The following is a 16,211-nucleotide window of genomic DNA, read 5'->3' on the forward strand; positions in this document are numbered from 1 at the left end:
GCCCCTGTCAGGCCGGACCTGACAGGATGGTCGTCATGCGTGTCGCCGTCGTCCAGCTCGCTGCCGAGATCGACTCGCGGGGCAACCGCGAGGCGGTCGTCCGGCAGCTCTCGACGCTGGGCGCCGACGACGACCTCGACCTCGTGGTGCTGCCCGAGGCGACGATGCACGACTTCGGCTCGACCGACCACGACCTCTCGGCCGTCGCCGAGCCGCTCGACGGCCCGTTCGTCGCGATGCTGGCCACCGAGGCCGTCCGCCTGGGCGCCACGGTCGTCGCCGGCATGTTCGAGCGCGTCGACGGGGCGCTGCCGTTCAACACCCTCGTCGTCGTCGGCCCCGACGGCGCCCTGCGCACCTCGTACCGCAAGATCCACCTGTACGACTCGTTCGGCTACAAGGAGTCCGAGCGGCTCCTGCCGGGCGAGGTCGAGCCCGTGGTCGTCGACGTCGACGGACGCCGGGTGGGCCTCATGACCTGCTACGACCTGCGGTTCCCCGAGCTGGCGCGGGCCCTCGTCGACGCCGGCGCCGAGACGCTCGTCGTCCCGGCCGCGTGGGTCGCCGGCGACCACAAGCTCGACCACTGGCGCACGCTGCTGCGCGCGCGGGCCATCGAGAACACCGTGCACGTCGTCGCGGCGGCGCAGGGTGGTGAGCGCTACACGGGCCATTCCTTGGTCGTCGATCCGTGGGGCTCTATCGTGGTCGAGGCCGATTCGGACGACCGGATCATCCGGGCGGACGTGCTGGCCGACGAGGTCGCCCGCGCCCGGGACGTCAACCCGTCGCTCGCCAACCGGAGACTTGCCCGTCAAGGGAGGACGCCCAGCTCATGACCCAGACCGCCCAGGGTGGACGCCGGCGCCTCGACGCGTCGGTGCCGCCGGAGTACGACGTCCCGACGCGCCAACCGCGCATCGAGTCGGCCCGTACGGTGCGGCTCATCATGGTCGGCGTCTTCGGCCTGTGGGTGGTGGGCGTCGCGGGTGCGTTGACGTCGGTCGTCGCGGTCGGCGCGCCGTCGTGGCTGCAGCGTCCGTCGGCGGCGCTGCTGATGGTCGTGTTCGCGGTGGGCCTGACGCACCGCGGCGGCGGCCACATGCGCATCTGGCTGCCCATCACGGCAGCACTCGGCGTGGCCGCGGTGGTGGTCGAGACCAACGTGCTGCTGGCCTCGGCCGCCGCGCTCACGGCGATCCTGTCCGCGGTCTGGGCGGTGCTGGTGACCCGCCCGGCCGACTCGCTCGTCGCGGTGCTGCGCGAGTTCGGCCTGACGATCGTCGTCGCGCTCAGCGGCACCGTCGCGGTCGCGGCCTGGAACGCGCCGGTGAACTACCAGCGCTTCAACCTGATGGTCATCGCGATCGCGCTGGGCCTGGCCATCACGCTGGTCTGGAACCTGGGGGCGGGCCTGCATGGTCTCGGCAAGCAGAACCTGGCGATCCTCGCGGGCGCGGCCGTGCTGCTGCTCCTGCTGCTGGCCTACAGCAGCTTCGTCCGCTCGCACGGCTCCGACATCCTGGTCGACACCTTCAGCGACCTGGTGGGGTGGATGCGCCGGACGTTCGAGGGCGTCCCCCGGCCGGTCGAGGTGTTCATCGGCTTCCCGGCGCTGATCGTGGGCGTCTCGCTGCGGTCGAAGCGGCGCGACGGCTGGTGGGTGCTGGTGTTCGCCGTCATCGGCACCGCGGTGCTCTCGACGTCGCTCGTGACGCCCGGCGCGTTCCCGACCTACATCGCCCTGTCGACGCTCTACTCGGCCGTGCTGGGCCTCGGTGTCGGTCTGCTCGCGCGGCACTACGCGATGCGTCAGGGCTCGGCCCGGGCGGCTCGCGCGATCGAGGAAGTCGTCCGCGTGGAGCCTCCCCGTTTCGCTCCGCTGAAGTAGAACCGGTGGCGTGCACCGGCCCCAACGGTGCGATAATCGTTCTCGGCGCAGCACCTCGCGGGGTGCCGCCGCCAGGAGGGGTGCCGGAGCGGCCGATCGGAAGCGCCTTGAAAGCGCTCGCTGGCAGCGATGTCAGCCGCGGGTTCGAATCCCGCCCCCTCTGCCGGTCGAGACGACGGGGCCCGGGCTCGCGTGGCCCGGGCCTCGTCGTCGTCGCGGCCCTCGTGCAGCACGTGACGGTCGCTCGGGCGACAATGGTGGCGATGTCCCAGCCCACTCCCGGTCCGTCCGCCAGCCCCTCGACGACCTACCGTCTCGACCGCCGTTACGTCCTGACGTCCGTCGGCGTCCAGCTGATCGGCGCGGGCGTCGCGGCGATGCTCGCCTTCCTGGTGTGGGAGTGGATCGGCCTGCTGGCGGTCGTCCTGCTGCTCAACGCCGTCCGGGTGCTGGTGCTGCCGCCGACGGTCGTGCGCGCCGACCCCGAGGGCGTCCGCCTGGGTGGCCCCGTGAGCGCCCGGCCCGTGCACGTGCGGTGGGCGGACGTCGAGGACGTCAGCATCGGTCGGGGCGAGCTGGTGTTCACGCGGTCGGACGGTGGCTCGGTCGTCTTCTCGCTGGTGCACCTGGGTTCTCGGGCCAACACCTTCGCGCGGGACGTGTACGACCGGCTCAACGTCGCCAACGGCTACACCCGCTTCGACCCCGAGGCCTGAGCGCGCCGAAGCACCCCGGCCCCTGTGAGGGCGGCATCGATCCGTGCGAACCGCGGTCGAATGACGAGCCGATTCGTCGTGGGCCGCGGACGGTCGCTATCCTGTTCCGGTTGCACGTTTCGGCGTGCTGCGGGGAGGTGTCGCATAGTGGCCTAGTGCGCCCGCCTGCTAAGCGGGTTGAGGTTTAAACCTCTCGCGAGTTCAAATCTCGCCACCTCCGCCCCGCAGAGACACGAAGAAGCCCCCGACAGGTTCGCGCCTGTCGGGGGCTTTTCCGCGTGTAGCCTCACGGTTCGTGAAGGACGAACGGCTCGACGAGTGGCGCAGGCGCAGCCGTGAGGTCTTCACGATCGCCTGGCCGATCGGTCTGATGATCAGGCTCGTCCGGCACGTCTTCGACATCGACGGCACCTGGGCGTACGTGGTCCAGCTCGTCGTCGGCGCCGGCGTCGTCGTCAGTGGCCTCGCGTGGGCCATGACGGTCGCGCTGCTCCGTAGACGGAGCGCCCCGCCCGTGGCCGAAGTGGGCGGCGAGAAGCCGACGTCCGTCCAGACGGTTCGCGTCGCCCCTCCGAACTCACTGGTCTTCGTCATGGACGACCGAGTGGGCGAGATCCCCGACGACTGCGGCGCAGCGCCGGTGGTCGCGACGTCGTCGTGCGTGGTGGTGGGCACGCTGGCAGAGATCGACGGCGAGACGGAGGTGCGCCTGTCGGGGCCGGACGACTTCGCCGGCGCCGAGGGACTGACCATGGCGTGGTCGGGAACGATCGACACGGCCGGTGCCCTCGAGGTCACCACGTCGCACGCCGACGTCCTGGCGTCCATGCAGCTGCAAAGGGCCGGGCGCGTTCGCGTCGCCGTCTGGACCAACGACCGCCACCAGCCGGATGTGGTCTGGATCGTCGTCGGCTGAGAGCACACTGGGCCCATGCGCATGCTGAAGCGGACGACCTGGGCCGCCCTGCCCGTCCTGGCGATGCTGACGCTCGCGGGGTGCTCCGAGCTGATGCCGACGCAGACGTTCGACCAGCGCAAGGGGACGACGCGGGTCGCCGAGCTGATCGACCAGAAGGGCGACGCCGTCCGGCCGGTGACGCTGAAGACGCCCACGAGCGACTTCTACCTGCACATGGACTGCATCGGTGACGACGACGCCGAGATCGTCGTCGCGATCAGCGGCGTGGGCGAGGGGGCGGTCCCGTGCTCGTCCGACAGTGGCGGCGGCCCGGGGCTCATCGGGTTGACCAAGGTCGAGGGCGACCCGATCTCGACGTTCGACGTGACGGTCAGCGTCCCGAAGGGCGCCCGGTGGTCGGCGGCCGTGGACGTCAAGCCGGTCGGGTGACCCGCTCTCAGGCCCGGTCGGTCGCGACGGGGTAGATCGATGCCAGCAGCCCGGGGCCCTCGTCGGTCGACAGGTCCCAGAGCCGGCTGAGCGGAGCGACCACGACGAGCTCGACGACGGCGGCAGCCCCCAGCGTCAGCACCGTCGCGAGGGCCACGTCGCCGAGGTCGGAGTCGCTGTCGGCCACCGCGAACAGCACGATGACCGCCAGCGCGGGGGTGAAACGGACGACGACGCCCACGACCACGACGGCCGTCAGGCTCGCCACGAACAGCACGACCGTGAGCACGTCCCACCGGCCACCCTCGTCCTCGACGTCGTCCGTGCCCGCGGACGCCTCTGCCTCTGCCGCCGAGGAGCTCCTCGGCGCGATGCTCGCGGGGTGGTTGCTCCGGTGCCAGAGCATGACGGCGGTGCACGCCACGGCCGTGAGCAGGGCAGCCAGTAGCGCGTCGTCGCGCGACCACGTCGCGACGACGAGGCCGGAGCAGAGGACCGCGGCCGTCACCGGCACGGCGAAGCTCAGCGTCTCGAGCGTGATCTTGCGCCGCGTCTGGCGACCGTCACGACCCGTCATGGGCCCATCGTCCCACCGAAAGGTGTCGCTCCGTCTCATTTCGCGTTCGACCTCCCGTGCTGCCCGGCGGAGGTACGCTGGGATCCGCTGCGGGGACTGGGCAGCGGCAACTGACCGGAGTGCGATGAGCGAGGCGACGAGCGGTCTGCAGAGCCTGGCCGCCATGGCCCACATGCTGGCCGACCAGCACGAGCTGGACGACATCCTCGAGACGGCCGCCGAGCAGGCGCGCACGGCCCTCGGGGCCGCGACGGTGTCGATCAGCCGCCTGAACGACTCGGGCGAGGACGTCCGCACCCTCATCAACGTCGGCGACCTCGGCGACGGCGAGGAGCGGTGGCCCGCCGACGAGACGTATCCGGTGTCGGGCCTCAGCCGTCTGACGTCGGCGATCCGCGAGCGTCGCACCTTCGTCGACAGCATCGACGACGAGGAGCTGCCCGAGGAGGAGCGCTACCTGCTCGAGCGCTTCGGCAAGGGCTCGTCGTTGTCGACGGCGATCGTCGTCGACGGTCGCTCGTGGGGCGAGTTCTACGCGACCCGGCACATCGGCGAGAAGGTGTTCGACGACGACGGCGTCGCCTACACCGACGTGCTGGTGGCGATCCTGGGCGCCGCCGTGTCGCGGGCGATCCGCGAGGCCGACCTGCAGAAGCTCGCCTACCGCGATCCGCTGACGAGCCTGCTGAACCGCCGTGCGCTCGACGAGCACGCGGCCAGGCTGTTCGACCTGGGCGACGAGGCGTCGCGCGAGATCGCGATCGTCGCGATGGACATCGACGGCCTCAAGCTCGTGAACGACACCGAGGGCCACCCCATGGGTGACCAGATGATCCGTGCGGTCGCGGCGGCGCTGACGTTCATGTTCGACCGCGTCGAGTCGAGCGTCGTGGCCCGGGTGGGTGGCGACGAGTTCACGATCCTGGTGTCGGGCGACGACGTCGGGGTGATCGAGAAGCTCGTGAACACGCTGTGCCGCGACGTGGCCGAAAAGAGCAACCGCATCGGTCTGTCGGCCGGCATGGCGTCGGTGGTGCTGACGCGTGACTCCACCAGCACGCTGACCGACCTGTTCGCGGCGGCCGACAAGGCGCTCTACGTGGCCAAGCGGACGCAGTCGACGATCGCCGTCCTGGCCGATCCGCTCAGCGACTGACGGGCTGCCGCGGGCGCAGACGACGTCCGGCCACCACCAGCAGGCCGCCGATCGCGCCGCCGGCGGTGTTGGCGACGACGTCGCTGACGCTCGCGAACCGCTCGGGTCGCAGCAGTTGCTGCAGGATCTCGATCGTCAGGCTGGTCGCGAACGCGACCCCTGCCGCGTGCAGCCACCCGCGGTGGCGCCACCACAGCAGCAGCAGGACGCCGAGCGGCACGAACAGCGCGATGTTGGCGGTGAACTCGACGAGGTCGTAGCCCTGCCACGGGTCGAGGCCCAGCCGGTCGATCGTCCACGCGACCGGGGCGAGGTCGACGACGGCGACGTTGCGGTCGACGGGGGTCTTCCAGAGGCCGATCAGGGCGAGTGCGAGCGCGTACGCCCCTGCTGCCAGCAGGAGCCATCGTGAGCGCATCCCTCGATCGTAGTGAGGGCGTGGTGGCCGGGCACGGGTCAGACGTGTCGGGTGGGACACGTGGGACCTAGGTCTCGGTGCCAGCGACTAGGCTCGGACAGGTGAGTCCCCTCGTGCAGCGCCTCCTCCTGGCCGTCTTCGTGGTCGTCGACGTGATCCTGGTCGTGGGCGCCGTGCGGCACGTCAACGGCACCCCGCCGGAGTCGGACGTGCCCCGGACGTCGGCGTCCGCGACGGCGCCGACCCCGTCGGCCAGCGAGCCGACCGAGGCCGGGACGACCCAGCAGATCCCCTACGACTTCACGGCGGCAGAGGCGGTCGCGATGTCGGCGGCGAACGACGGCACGATCGTCTACGGCACCCGCGGACGGTGCACCGACCCGGCCGCCACGGTGCAGGTCTCGACCGACGGCGGCGCCGACTTCGCACCGTCCGAGACCGGTCTGACCTCGACGCTCGCGGTGCGCGCGACCGACGCCAGCTCGATCGCGGTGGTCGGCACGACGTCCGACTGCGACGTCCGCCAGGTCACCAGCTCCGACGGTGGACGCACGTGGACGACCGCCGACGACGTCGACCTCTGGTACCCGCGCCCCGACGACACCGCGTCGGTCGTGACGCCCGACGGACGCTCGAAGCCGGCCGAGGGGTGCGTCGTCACGTCCGTCAGCCAGGTCACGGCCGAGTCGGGGCGCGTGTCGTGCGCCGACGGCTCGATCATCGGCTCGGGCGACGACGGCCGGACGTGGGTGGCGCTGGGGCGTCTCGACAACGTCCGGGTCAGCACCTTCCTGACGCCGAGCGCGGGCTTCGCGCTGGCCCGTTACAACGGCTGCGCCGCCAACGCGTTCACGACGGCCGACGGGGGAGTGACGTGGACGCCGGGCGGGTGCATCTCGGGCGAGCCGGCGAGGGCCATCGCCGCGACGTCGAGCGCGCTCTTCGCGGTCGTCGACGACGGCGTCTACACCAGCACCAACAATGGCCTGGCCTGGATGCAGCCCTGATCAGTCCGGGCGCCGTGCCGTCGACTGGTGCACCGGGTGCACGAAGATCACGGTGCGGCCGTCCTCGACGCTGACGTAGTACGAGTCGGGGCGGATGGCCCTGACGTAGACGACCTGGATGTCGGGATCGTCGGCGAGGAACCGCGCGAGCACCTGACGAACTCTGTCCGGAATGTCGCTCAGCCCTTCCCGTGCGTTCCGCCAGCCATGTTACTGACCGGTACGAGCTGCCATCATAGGCAGAACGCGGGTCAGCGCCAGAGGGCTTGCGTCACACCGGGTCGGCGGCGCGCAGCGATCGGGTCATGCTCTGCAGGGCCGCGAACGCCGCTGCCTGCTCGGTGCGGCTCATGCCCGCGAGCATCCTGATCTCGACGGACCGCACCGCCGCGGTGGCCTTCGCGAGGCTCCGGCGCCCGCGCGGGGTGAGCCGCGTCGGCAGCGCCTTGCCGACCGGCGCCTCGGCCGGTCGGGTCACGTATCCGTCGCGCTCGAGGGCCTGCAGCAGGACGTTCATCGACTGCCGGGTGACGAAGGCGCCGCGGGCGAGCTCGGAGTTCGACAGGCCGGGTCGTTGCGACAGCAGCTCGAGGCACGAGTAGTGCGTGACGGTCATGCCGAGCGGCCGCAGCACCTCTTCCATCGCTGCGCGCAGTGCGCTCGACGCCTCCTTCAGCAGGTACCCGAGGGATGTCTCGAGGTCGATGCCGTCTTGACTCATGTCAGTATTCTGACATATGTTTCACATGTCAGATAACTGACACACAGCGAAGGAGCAGCACCATGCCCGTCACCGGACCCGACTTCATCTCCCTGCAGGCCACCGACCTCGACGCCTCGCAGGCGTTCTACGAGCAGTACCTCGGCCTGGTGCGCTCACCGGCCGGACCGCCCCACGCCGTGGTGTTCGAGACCACGCCGATCGCGTTCGCCCTGCGCGACGTCGTCGAGGGCACCGACATCGCCTCGGCGCCGCAGCCCGGCATCGGTGCCGCGATCTGGCTGCACGCCACGGACGTCCAGGCGATCCACGACTCGCTGGTCGCCGACGGTCACACCATCGTGGCGGCACCGATCGACGGACCGTTCGGCCGCACGTTCACCTTCGCCGACCCGGACGGCTACCGGGTCACCCTGCACGACCGCGCCTGAGCGACGTCTAGCAGGCGCTGCGGATGACCGAGCTCTCGGAGCCCGGCTTGATCGACGGGGTGGCCAGCAGGCGCGTCGCCCAGCGCTGACCGTCCTTCCCGCTGATCGTCGCCTTCACCGTGACGGTCTGGCCCGGGTCGAGCTGCACCGTGGTGAGGTCGACGCCGCGTCCGTCCTGTGTCAGGGGGTAGGCGGCGTCCTCGCCGTCGATCGTCAGGGCCGTGACCTTGCCGCCGTCGGGCGCGTAGACGTAGTAGTTGAGCAGCATCGAGCCCGGCTCGGCGCCGAAGCCCGGCCCGCGGATCGACTCGGGCAGCTGGGCCGAGTCGGCGGGAGCGGACGACGTCAGCGTCGTGGTGGTCTCGAAGGACTGCGTGCCGCTCTCGGTGCACCGGGTGGCCTTGGCGGAGATGTCGTAGTCGAGGTAGTACTGCATCTTCGCGCCGGTGGCGTCGTTCAGGTAGATGCCGATGGAGGAGTCGGCGGCCGTGCCCGTCGGCAGCTTGCCGGCGACGGCGGAATCGCCGAGCGCGTCGGTGATCGCGCTGTCCTTCGTCCACACCTGCACGCGACGCTCGTCGGTCGCCTTGGTGAGCGCCTTGAGCAGGGCGGTCGGATCGCCTTGGCCCGCCAGCACCTTGTCGAAGATCTTCTGCGTGGCCGAGGCGAAGAACGCGTCCTGCGCGTCGGGCTCGGGGTAGTTCACGTAGACGCCGTTGAGCAGCACGTCGACGGCGTTGGACGACGTGAGCGTCGAGCCGTCGTCGAGCGTGATGGGGCCGATGCCGTCGAGCACGTACGACAGGGTCACGGGGTCGACCGACAGCACGCCGTCGACGTCGATGTTCTTCTCGCGAGCGAGGATGGCCGTGCCGATCTCGGCGGCGCGTGGGAAGTCGGGGGTGAAGTTGATGTCGCGGAAGTCGCTGACCAGCTTCGTGTCGAAGAGGTCGGTCTCCTCCTGCGAGATGGGCGTCGCTTCGTACGGCAGGTCGCCCATCGACGCTCCCGAGCCCTGTTCGCCGAGCGAGATCTTGCCGTCGTTGACGTCGAGCACGGCGTAGGCGCCGGGCAACCCGCCGGTTGCCCGGATCTCGGCATTGTTCTGGAAGATCAGCAGGTAGCGGTGCTTGCCCGTCAGCATCTGCGGCACGACGGTCGAGGCGGTGGTGGCGCGCTGCGCCACGGTGGCCGCGTGGGCCAGCTTGCTCTGCACGTCCTCGACCGGGCCCCGCAGCGAGCCGTTGAGCGACGAGGCGTCGATCGCGTCGACGTCGGCCGAGGCGGCCTCGATGACGCGGGCCGACGTCGTGACGTTGGGGCCGATCGCGGCGATGGCCGCGACGTCGATCTTGCCGCCGGCGGGGTTGAACGTCTTGCCGTTGAACTGGTCGGCGATCTCGACCAGGGGCGGCAGTCCGTCGTCGGCCACGGTGCTCAGCGACGAGGTGACGGTGCGTGCGGCCTTGACGTTCTTGCCGGCGACCGGCAGCTTCGCGGCGACGGAGAAGATCGCGCCCGAGAGGGTGGAGTCGGCGTCGCCGATGCTCCGCTGCAGCTGTTCGAGCGACGTCTGCGCGGCGGGCTGGTCGCCCGACTCGAGCGCGGTCTGCAGCTCGGACGCGCTGGTGGTGGCGACGTCGATGTCGTCACGCGCCGACGACAGCTGTGTGTAGGCGTAGACGGCGAGTGCGACGCCGATGACGACCAGCAGGCCGAGCACGGCCAGGACGATCGTGAGCCGGCGCGGCTTCTTCTTCGCCGTCGGCGCGGTGCGTGAGCTGCTCACGATGGTGTCCCCCTGCTGCTTGGTGCCCTACACACGCAGAAGTGGGGCTGCCGATGGGCAGCCCCACTTCTGAGATGAACGCTGGAGCGCTCGATGACTACTTCTTGATCTTGACCTTCGTCTTGCCCTTGCTCGCCTTGAAGACCGAGTTCTTCGAGGGCTTGAAGGTGTACTTGATCGCCTTCGTGCCGGTCGACTTGGGCGCCTTGCCCTTGAACTTCGCGACGCCGTTGCGCACCTTGACGGTGTACTTCTTGCCGTTGAAGACGACGCGCAGCGTGCCGTTGGCCTTGGCGTTGCCGGCCTTGATCTTGATCGTGATCTTGAAGTTCGAGCCGGGCTCGATCGTCTTGACCGGCGGGGTGGAGGGGGCCGTCGGAACGGTGCCCGGGTAGTCGGCTGCCGAAGCGCCGCTCACGAAGGCTCCCGTGCCGAGAACCAGAGCGATCGATGCGACGAGCGCAATCAGAATCTTCTTCATGGTTGTCCTTGTCTTTGGCAAAGGTGCCAGGTGGGTGGTGCTACAGGTGGAATTCTCCGCTAAGCGTAGGGGACTTTCGGCCCTACTAGTGCCGCTCTCAGCACATTTCATGAACACGAAACATGAAGTGCCCCTCATCTTCGGCGATTTGTTCGTAACTTCGGCGGTGTGAACTCGTTTCCGCCCTCCGCAGATGTGACTCAAATCACGTCAGGCTTTCGCAGATGCGTCCTGCGATGCGGACGCTTCGGGGGCGTAGCCGTACCCGTATCCATACCCGTAACCGTCCCCGCCCTTTGCCGGAGTGCGGTTGAAGATCACGCCGACGGGCGCAGCGCCGACGGCTTCGAGGCGCTCGACGGCGAGCGTGACCTGGTCGGTCGTGGTCTTGCCGTGCCGGACGACCAGCAGGGCCCCGTCAGCCTGGGCGGCCAGCAGTGCGCCGTCGGTGACGGGTAGCAGCGGCGGTGCGTCGATCAGGACGATGTCGTAGGTCTCGCGTAGCGAGGTGATGAGCGCGGCCATCGAGCTCGACTTGAGCAGCTCGGCGGGGTTCGGGGGCGTCGAGCCACTGGTGAGGACGTGAAGATCCTCGTTGGCCGTCGTCTGGATCGCGTCCTCCAGCGAGAGCTTGCCGATCAGCACCGTGGTCAGGCCGACGGACGACTCGAGCCGCAGGTACTCGGCGACCTTCGGACGACGCAGGTCGCCCTCGACCAGGATGACCTTCTCGCCACCCTCCGCAAGCGCGAGAGCGAGGTTGGCGGCTGTCGTCGTTTTGCCCTCGCCGGGCAGCGAGCTGGTGACGACAAACACCTTGTGGTGCGCGTCGGGATCGATGAACTGCAGATTGGTCCGCAGCACGCGGAACGCCTCGGATCGCGGCGCGTACGTGTCGAGATTCGTGATCAATGGGGTGTCAATGGCGTCGGAGTCATAGCTGATGGCACCGATAATTGGCGCCGGCACGAGCTTCTCAAGGTGCCCGGCCGACTTGATCGTGCTGTCGAGCGTTTCGCGCAGCACGGCTATCGCAACGCCAATAGCCAAACCCAAGACAAGTCCCAATGCAAGATTTCGCATCGCGTTGGGCGAGACGGGCGTGGTTGGCAAGGAGGCCTGATCGACCACCGTTGCCTTGATGGTGGCTTGGTCCTTGCCAGGGGGGGTCTCTAACTCAGCGACGTAGGAGACAAACACGTTGGCGACCGCGTCAGCGAGTACGCGGGCCCGCTTTGGATCGGGATCGGTGACAGTGACCGTGAGGATCACTGTGTCGAGCTTGGAGGAGGCCGAGATCTGGCTGGCCAGTGCTTTCGGCGACTGGTCGAGGTCCAGCTCGTCGACGACGCGCCGCGCGATCGCTTGCCCGTTCAGAAGGTCTGCATAGGACTTGACTCGCTGCAGAGAGAACTGTCCGCCCTGATTTGCCTGAGTGTCGTCGGTCGAGCCCTGCGTGGAGACGAATAGCCTCGCCGATGAAGCATACTGCGGGGTGGTTCTCCACGTAAGCAGAGCCGAGATGGCGACCAGCAGAAGTCCACAGACGAGAATTACGTTCCACTGCGAACGGCCCAACCTCAGGTAGTCGCGTAAGTCCACAGTGGCTCCGTCCGAATTGCGTTGATGCTGCTCGTCCGCTGGATTCTATCTGTCACGAAACTCTCTAGGACCGTCATTGCCCACCCCTCGCCGAGATGCTGCAGAAACTCACCGGGCCGTGGCCCTTGGGCAACGCCTGTCACCGCTAGCCGCCGCGTCGCTCGAACAGTTGGGTCTTGACGAGTGCCAGGTCGCGAAGACGCAGTTCGTAAAAGGCAAGAGGCCGTACCGCCGTCAGTCTCCACATGAATCCGATATTGATGTTGCTCGAGACCAGGTTCCCGACCAGGGTTGCGATGGCGGCGCCATTCGCCCCGAGGCTTGGCACAAGCACGAGGAGACAGGCTACGTTCGCGACGCAGGCGATGATGAGACTGACACTTCGACGGCCCGGGTAGCCCAATGCCGTCAGACCGACCCCGGCCATGGAGCCCGGGTTTCCTACCACGACCGCGATGATAAGGATCAAAGAGACCGGGATTGCGGGAGCGAAGTCAGATCCGAAGACGAGTGGCAGCAGGCCGATGCAGGCGGCAGCCGTGCACATCCCGACCCCCAACGCGGCCCACGTAGAGACTCTGGAGGCCACGGTCAACCGATGTCGGTCGAACTGCGTCGACAAGTTGGTGAACATTACTTCTCTAATCGATGTGTTGGCGACTAGGGCGAGCTCGCTGATCGACACCGCGACGGCGTAGTAACCGAGTTGCTCGGTGTCGCTGAGCGGCACGATCAAGGTTTGATCTATCCGCGATAAGAGAATGCCGGATATCGCGCCAACCCATATGCGCATGCCGTATTTCAGAAGGTCACCGTTAGCGGGTGTGTTGACCGGGTCTGTTCGGCGTCGTGGATGAATGTATGCAAGACCGCCGATCAACGGCGCTGTGGCTAGAACGGCGATGGCCGAGAGGGGTGTCAACCGATCGTTGAGCAGCAGGAGTGAAATAGTGAGAACACGGAGGAAAGATGAGATTGCTCGCTCCGCAAGGACCCTCTTCCACTGGTTTAAGCCTGCGGCGACAGCTTGAAGCAGGACAACTTGCATTGTCGGTACGACGAGCAACGCGGCGACGGCTATCATCCGAGCCAGCTCGACGTCCCCGTCGCTAAGCCATCCCCGTAGCGAGAAGATTGTTGTCGTTGCGATTACTCCAGATATGACCAGCATGAGTGCGGCAAATCTTGATACGTAACGGGAGACCGATGGCGCCCGAGCGACAAAGTAGGTCGCAGCGTTTGGTAGGCCGACTGTGGCTATTGTTGCGCCCAAGACGAGGGGTGCGACAGCGGCTGCTACTTCGCCTCTCCCATCGACACCCAGCCCGCGGGCCAACATCGGGGCTGTGAGAAGACTTGCAAGAGGGCCGAGCGCATTTCCAATTAACGTAGTAACGACCCGGCGAGAAATCGTACCCATCAGTTGGCTAGGATCGCCGGTCGGATTCGCAAGAATCGACCACGCATCACTGACCGAATCTCTTGACGAGTTCCTCGCGCCACCGAGGTCCGTAATCGCCCGGCTCCCACCTGAAGCTTTCTCTTATGGCCGAGGCACGATACTCATCGATGGTGCGGATCCGTCGTGCCGGCACTCCTGCCCACACCTCGCCCGCCGGTACGCTTCGGGTGACTACGCTACCGGCACCGATAATCGATCTGTTCCCAATGCTTACGTTTGGCATAATGATGGCGGACACACCGATGAAGACGTCGTCCCCCACCTTGATCGGCCCGTAGAGATGAAGGTCCGGAAGTTCGTCTCGAAGGACGCGCACGGCGCCATCGTGGGTTATAAATCTGACGCCGTCGGCGATCGTCACACGCGAGCCGAGACTAACGAGGAACGGTTCCGACCCGAAATTCACATCGCCGGTCAAGCGGACGTCGCGGCCATGTTCGACATCCGGGTAGTAGGCGATGCGTTCAGTCTCCGAAGCCGTCCTTTGCCTGAAGAGTCGAAGCATGGTCGCGAGTAGGAGGAAGAGATTTCTCATGGAACCAGTCGATTCGTCGAGGGTATGGCGTTGGCAGGGTTGATGTCATGCGTCGTCGCACTTGTAGTCGGCGAAGGTGAGGTCGTGGTGCCTGCTCCGAATGCCATCAGACCTAGGACGATCCACTGAAGCAGAGAAACGGCCGACTGGTTGGCCGTCGAACTGAACGTCTGCACGCTGATGAGCGCGAAGGCTGCGGACGTTGCCGCACCGGAGATAGGGACGAAAGCCTTCGATCGGAAAGCGCTTATAAAAATGAGGATCTGTCCGCCGAAGTACGCGATGCCGAAGAGAATCCCGAAACTGATTGTCAGACAGGCGAGGGCGCTCTCGAAACTCGTAGGCATTCCGAGAGACTGTGCAAGCCGCGCATCGGCACCCGGGCCCATGCCGTAAGGCGAGTAGCTGGACAGGTTGTCGAAGAAATTTGACCACGCGACGCTCCGCGCCCCAGCAGAGCCATTGTCGTACTGGAAGCGGGACGTCACACCGCTCGCGAGTCCGTACCGTGTTGTCGCTGCGTAGGCGATTGCTATCAAGATCGAAGCGGCGATCCGGGTCCGGAACGCAGACCGCCGTTGGAAGATTAGGAGAAGCACGCCGATGGCACACAGAGCGACGCCAGTGCGGGACTGGCTCGCCAAATTAGCGAAGATCGCCAGAGAGGCCAACGCTACTTTTGGCACCACGCGACGCTGAGATCCGATCAACGGCAAGGCGACGGTCCCGGCGAACGCCAGGACAAGCGGACCGTCCAAGGTGCTTGATTGCCGAGTGACGGCGACACTGGAATCGAACCAAAGATAGGTGGCTCTCATTTGCTCCGTGAACGGTGACGTGAAGTCTTGAAGCGTCCCGAGGATCGCGAAGCCTGCGACCGCGGCCGAGCCCCATACGACCGTTTTGACAACGGCCATGGTCGATGACGGTGACAGATGACTGCAGAGACCTATCAAGCTGAACGCGACAACTGGCGCAGCTAGTTGATTGAGTACAAGGGAGTAGCCGGTGCCGTAGGCGATGCAGGTCACGAAAGACCAGAGAACGCCGAACCAGACTATCGCCAAAGGCACGCGGTACCTGCTCGAGGCCTGCAGCACCTGATCGCCGCGAGTTGTCACCTGCACGAGGAACGTGAGAAACAGGATCGCTGTTGAAGGGTGCAGAAACGTGTTGCTGTCCAGAGTGGCCCCCGCGCTGACAGCCACCACCGCAGCGGGAACTAGCAACCACAACAGGATTGAGACCTGCACGGCCCGCCACGGCTTGTCGCGGGTCCAGGCAGCGACCGCGAAGCCGATGAAAAGACTCATCAGTGCGATCATCAGGCTTTTCCTCGGCTGGTCGCTGCGCGCAGCCGCCGTCTCGCGCCCACCGTTTTGCCGTGGGCTCGACTGGTAAGCCAGCGATCTCGGATGTCGTCGGACAACGGGTAGATGAACGAGCGATCCTTCAGGATTTTCTCGTCCTTCTTCACGCCGAGCCAGGTGTGATATTCGGACGTGAAGTTGTCGAGCGCGAGAGCGTTCACCGTCAGCGACGATCGGTTCAGGATCGCGTTGACGGACAGCTGATCCCGACGCGAGTGCCGAAGCACATGAAACATCCAATCCGTCATTGCGTCCTGCATAGAAGGACCGTGTTGACGGGCCAGAATGGCAGTCCAGTAGGGCTGCTGCGTCAGCACCTCAGGCTGGTGCGTGGTCATATGGTGCAGTTGTTCTCGGACGCGTTCGGCACGGTCGAAGCCGTGCTGCAGGACTGCATAGAACTCCTCCCGCACAGTCTCGCGGAAGCTGTGCAGAGGTAGAGAAATCTCGGCATCACGGATGAACGTCGGTAGAAAGAGCTCGGGCGGCATTGCGAGTTGAACACGATTGTCGATCCAGAGCGACGTTCGGTACTCGAGAATTTCCGGATGGCCCAGAATCTTGAGCTCTCGGGCTGAGCGGGTCGGGTCCCAGGGGAATCGAGGTTTTACTACGCGTAACTCCCACGTGTCGCTCTCTAGCCTGGGGTTGTCGGTGAAGCAGACGAATCGTAGATCCGACTTGTCAGCCACTGGCTGCTCATTCAG

General features: G+C 66.7%; 19 protein-coding genes and 2 tRNA genes. 10 read left to right on the forward strand and 11 right to left on the reverse strand.

Going from position 1 to position 16,211, the window contains the following annotated elements; all coding sequences use genetic code 11:
- Positions 1 to 35 precede the first annotated feature (35 nt).
- The 7 genes from ASD10_RS03115 (at position 36) to ASD10_RS03145 (ending at position 3,955) form a co-directional block, all read left to right on the forward strand.
- Positions 36 to 839, forward strand: coding sequence for a carbon-nitrogen hydrolase family protein (locus tag ASD10_RS03115; RefSeq protein ID WP_056609824.1), 804 nt, complete (start codon positions 36 to 38; stop codon positions 837 to 839).
- Positions 836 to 1,891 (forward strand): hypothetical protein, encoded by a 1,056-nt coding sequence (locus ASD10_RS03120; RefSeq protein ID WP_056604428.1) that lies wholly within the window; start codon positions 836 to 838, stop codon positions 1,889 to 1,891. Before ASD10_RS03115 ends, ASD10_RS03120 begins: the two co-directional genes overlap by 4 nt.
- A 74-nt stretch (positions 1,892 to 1,965) precedes the next feature.
- Positions 1,966 to 2,054, forward strand: a tRNA-Ser gene (locus ASD10_RS03125).
- Positions 2,055 to 2,154: 100 nt separating this feature from the next.
- Positions 2,155 to 2,607, forward strand: coding sequence for a PH domain-containing protein (locus ASD10_RS03130; protein WP_157432424.1), 453 nt, complete (start codon positions 2,155 to 2,157; stop codon positions 2,605 to 2,607).
- A gap of 133 nt (positions 2,608 to 2,740) precedes the next feature.
- Positions 2,741 to 2,827, forward strand: a tRNA-Ser gene (locus ASD10_RS03135).
- A 75-nt stretch (positions 2,828 to 2,902) separates the two neighbouring features.
- The gene (locus ASD10_RS03140; protein WP_056604436.1) at positions 2,903 to 3,523 is read left to right on the forward strand and encodes a hypothetical protein; all 621 of its coding nucleotides are present in this window, start codon (positions 2,903 to 2,905) and stop codon (positions 3,521 to 3,523) included.
- Between the two features lie 15 nt (positions 3,524 to 3,538).
- Positions 3,539 to 3,955 carry a hypothetical protein gene (locus ASD10_RS03145; protein WP_056604440.1) on the forward strand — a complete coding sequence of 139 codons (417 nt, stop codon included), beginning with the start codon at positions 3,539 to 3,541 and terminating at the stop codon, positions 3,953 to 3,955.
- A 7-nt stretch (positions 3,956 to 3,962) separates the two neighbouring features.
- On the opposite strand, the gene ASD10_RS19000 is transcribed toward ASD10_RS03145, so the two are convergent.
- On the reverse strand, positions 3,963 to 4,532 hold the full coding sequence (locus tag ASD10_RS19000; protein ID WP_056604447.1) for a hypothetical protein: 570 nt from the start codon (positions 4,530 to 4,532) through the stop codon (positions 3,963 to 3,965).
- 124 nt (positions 4,533 to 4,656) lie between these two features.
- Here ASD10_RS19000 and ASD10_RS03155 point away from each other — a divergent pair, with 124 nt between their 5' ends.
- Positions 4,657 to 5,688, forward strand: a complete 1,032-nt coding sequence (locus ASD10_RS03155) for a sensor domain-containing diguanylate cyclase (protein WP_056604450.1) — start codon at positions 4,657 to 4,659, stop codon at positions 5,686 to 5,688.
- Here the strand turns inward: ASD10_RS03155 and ASD10_RS03160 are convergent.
- A complete protein-coding gene (locus ASD10_RS03160; RefSeq protein ID WP_056604452.1) occupies positions 5,678 to 6,106 on the reverse strand; it encodes a VanZ family protein in 429 nt (142 codons plus the stop codon). The two genes, ASD10_RS03155 and ASD10_RS03160, sit on opposite strands and share 11 nt — an antisense overlap.
- 101 nt (positions 6,107 to 6,207) lie before the next feature.
- Between ASD10_RS03160 and ASD10_RS03165 the strand changes: the two genes are divergently transcribed.
- A complete protein-coding gene (locus tag ASD10_RS03165; RefSeq protein WP_157432426.1) occupies positions 6,208 to 7,113 on the forward strand; it encodes a sialidase family protein in 906 nt (301 codons plus the stop codon).
- Here the strand turns inward: ASD10_RS03165 and ASD10_RS18615 are convergent, their stop codons facing one another.
- Together ASD10_RS18615 and ASD10_RS03170 are read right to left on the reverse strand one after the other, a co-directional pair.
- Positions 7,114 to 7,266 (reverse strand): hypothetical protein, encoded by a 153-nt coding sequence (locus ASD10_RS18615; RefSeq protein ID WP_157432427.1) that lies wholly within the window; start codon positions 7,264 to 7,266, stop codon positions 7,114 to 7,116.
- Between the two features lie 118 nt (positions 7,267 to 7,384).
- Positions 7,385 to 7,834, reverse strand: coding sequence for a MarR family winged helix-turn-helix transcriptional regulator (locus tag ASD10_RS03170; RefSeq protein WP_056604462.1), 450 nt, complete (start codon positions 7,832 to 7,834; stop codon positions 7,385 to 7,387).
- A gap of 62 nt (positions 7,835 to 7,896) precedes the next feature.
- On the opposite strand from ASD10_RS03170, the gene ASD10_RS03175 reads away from it, so the two are divergent.
- On the forward strand, positions 7,897 to 8,265 hold the full coding sequence (locus ASD10_RS03175) for a VOC family protein (protein ID WP_056604468.1): 369 nt from the start codon (positions 7,897 to 7,899) through the stop codon (positions 8,263 to 8,265).
- A gap of 7 nt (positions 8,266 to 8,272) precedes the next feature.
- Here ASD10_RS03175 and ASD10_RS03180 read toward each other — a convergent pair whose 3' ends face one another.
- The 7 genes from ASD10_RS03180 to ASD10_RS03210 form a co-directional block, all read right to left on the reverse strand.
- Positions 8,273 to 10,054, reverse strand: coding sequence for a DUF4012 domain-containing protein (locus ASD10_RS03180; RefSeq protein WP_056604527.1), 1,782 nt, complete (start codon positions 10,052 to 10,054; stop codon positions 8,273 to 8,275).
- A gap of 97 nt (positions 10,055 to 10,151) precedes the next feature.
- Complete coding sequence (locus ASD10_RS03185; RefSeq protein WP_056604530.1) at positions 10,152 to 10,535, reverse strand: hypothetical protein; 384 nt, start codon at positions 10,533 to 10,535, stop codon at positions 10,152 to 10,154.
- A gap of 210 nt (positions 10,536 to 10,745) precedes the next feature.
- On the reverse strand, positions 10,746 to 12,137 hold the full coding sequence (locus tag ASD10_RS03190; RefSeq protein ID WP_056604531.1) for a polysaccharide biosynthesis tyrosine autokinase: 1,392 nt from the start codon (positions 12,135 to 12,137) through the stop codon (positions 10,746 to 10,748).
- A 145-nt stretch (positions 12,138 to 12,282) separates the two neighbouring features.
- A complete protein-coding gene (locus ASD10_RS18230; protein WP_082555989.1) occupies positions 12,283 to 13,557 on the reverse strand; it encodes an oligosaccharide flippase family protein in 1,275 nt (424 codons plus the stop codon).
- 46 nt (positions 13,558 to 13,603) lie between these two features.
- A complete protein-coding gene (locus ASD10_RS03200; RefSeq protein WP_056604536.1) occupies positions 13,604 to 14,134 on the reverse strand; it encodes a DapH/DapD/GlmU-related protein in 531 nt (176 codons plus the stop codon).
- Complete coding sequence (locus ASD10_RS03205; RefSeq protein WP_056604542.1) at positions 14,131 to 15,459, reverse strand: hypothetical protein; 1,329 nt, start codon at positions 15,457 to 15,459, stop codon at positions 14,131 to 14,133. Before ASD10_RS03205 ends, ASD10_RS03200 begins: the two co-directional genes overlap by 4 nt.
- Positions 15,459 to 16,196, reverse strand: coding sequence for a glycosyltransferase domain-containing protein (locus ASD10_RS03210; RefSeq protein ID WP_162248819.1), 738 nt, complete (start codon positions 16,194 to 16,196; stop codon positions 15,459 to 15,461). The genes ASD10_RS03205 and ASD10_RS03210 overlap by 1 nt, the downstream gene beginning before the upstream one ends.
- Positions 16,197 to 16,211 lie beyond the last annotated feature (15 nt).

Source organism: Aeromicrobium sp. Root472D3 (assembly GCF_001426485.1).
In the GTDB taxonomy this organism is placed as follows: domain Bacteria; phylum Actinomycetota; class Actinomycetes; order Propionibacteriales; family Nocardioidaceae; genus Aeromicrobium.

Bases quoted from the DNA above. Each gene is read 5' to 3' on its own strand.
- ASD10_RS18230 (WP_082555989.1), bottom strand. From the start codon at position 13,557: ATGGGTACGATTTCTCGCCGGGTCGTTACTACGTTAATTGGAAATGCG.
- ASD10_RS03145 (WP_056604440.1), top strand. From the start codon at position 3,539: ATGCGCATGCTGAAGCGGACGACCTGGGCCGCCCTGCCCGTCCTGGCG.
- ASD10_RS03170 (WP_056604462.1), bottom strand. From the start codon at position 7,834: ATGAGTCAAGACGGCATCGACCTCGAGACATCCCTCGGGTACCTGCTG.
- ASD10_RS03120 (WP_056604428.1), top strand. From the start codon at position 836: ATGACCCAGACCGCCCAGGGTGGACGCCGGCGCCTCGACGCGTCGGTG.
- ASD10_RS03155 (WP_056604450.1), top strand. From the start codon at position 4,657: ATGAGCGAGGCGACGAGCGGTCTGCAGAGCCTGGCCGCCATGGCCCAC.
- ASD10_RS03115 (WP_056609824.1), top strand. From the start codon at position 36: ATGCGTGTCGCCGTCGTCCAGCTCGCTGCCGAGATCGACTCGCGGGGC.
- ASD10_RS03160 (WP_056604452.1), bottom strand. From the start codon at position 6,106: ATGCGCTCACGATGGCTCCTGCTGGCAGCAGGGGCGTACGCGCTCGCA.
- ASD10_RS03130 (WP_157432424.1), top strand. From the start codon at position 2,155: ATGTCCCAGCCCACTCCCGGTCCGTCCGCCAGCCCCTCGACGACCTAC.
- ASD10_RS03200 (WP_056604536.1), bottom strand. From the start codon at position 14,134: ATGAGAAATCTCTTCCTCCTACTCGCGACCATGCTTCGACTCTTCAGG.
- ASD10_RS03205 (WP_056604542.1), bottom strand. From the start codon at position 15,459: ATGATCGCACTGATGAGTCTTTTCATCGGCTTCGCGGTCGCTGCCTGG.
- ASD10_RS19000 (WP_056604447.1), bottom strand. From the start codon at position 4,532: ATGACGGGTCGTGACGGTCGCCAGACGCGGCGCAAGATCACGCTCGAG.
- ASD10_RS03175 (WP_056604468.1), top strand. From the start codon at position 7,897: ATGCCCGTCACCGGACCCGACTTCATCTCCCTGCAGGCCACCGACCTC.
- ASD10_RS03185 (WP_056604530.1), bottom strand. From the start codon at position 10,535: ATGAAGAAGATTCTGATTGCGCTCGTCGCATCGATCGCTCTGGTTCTC.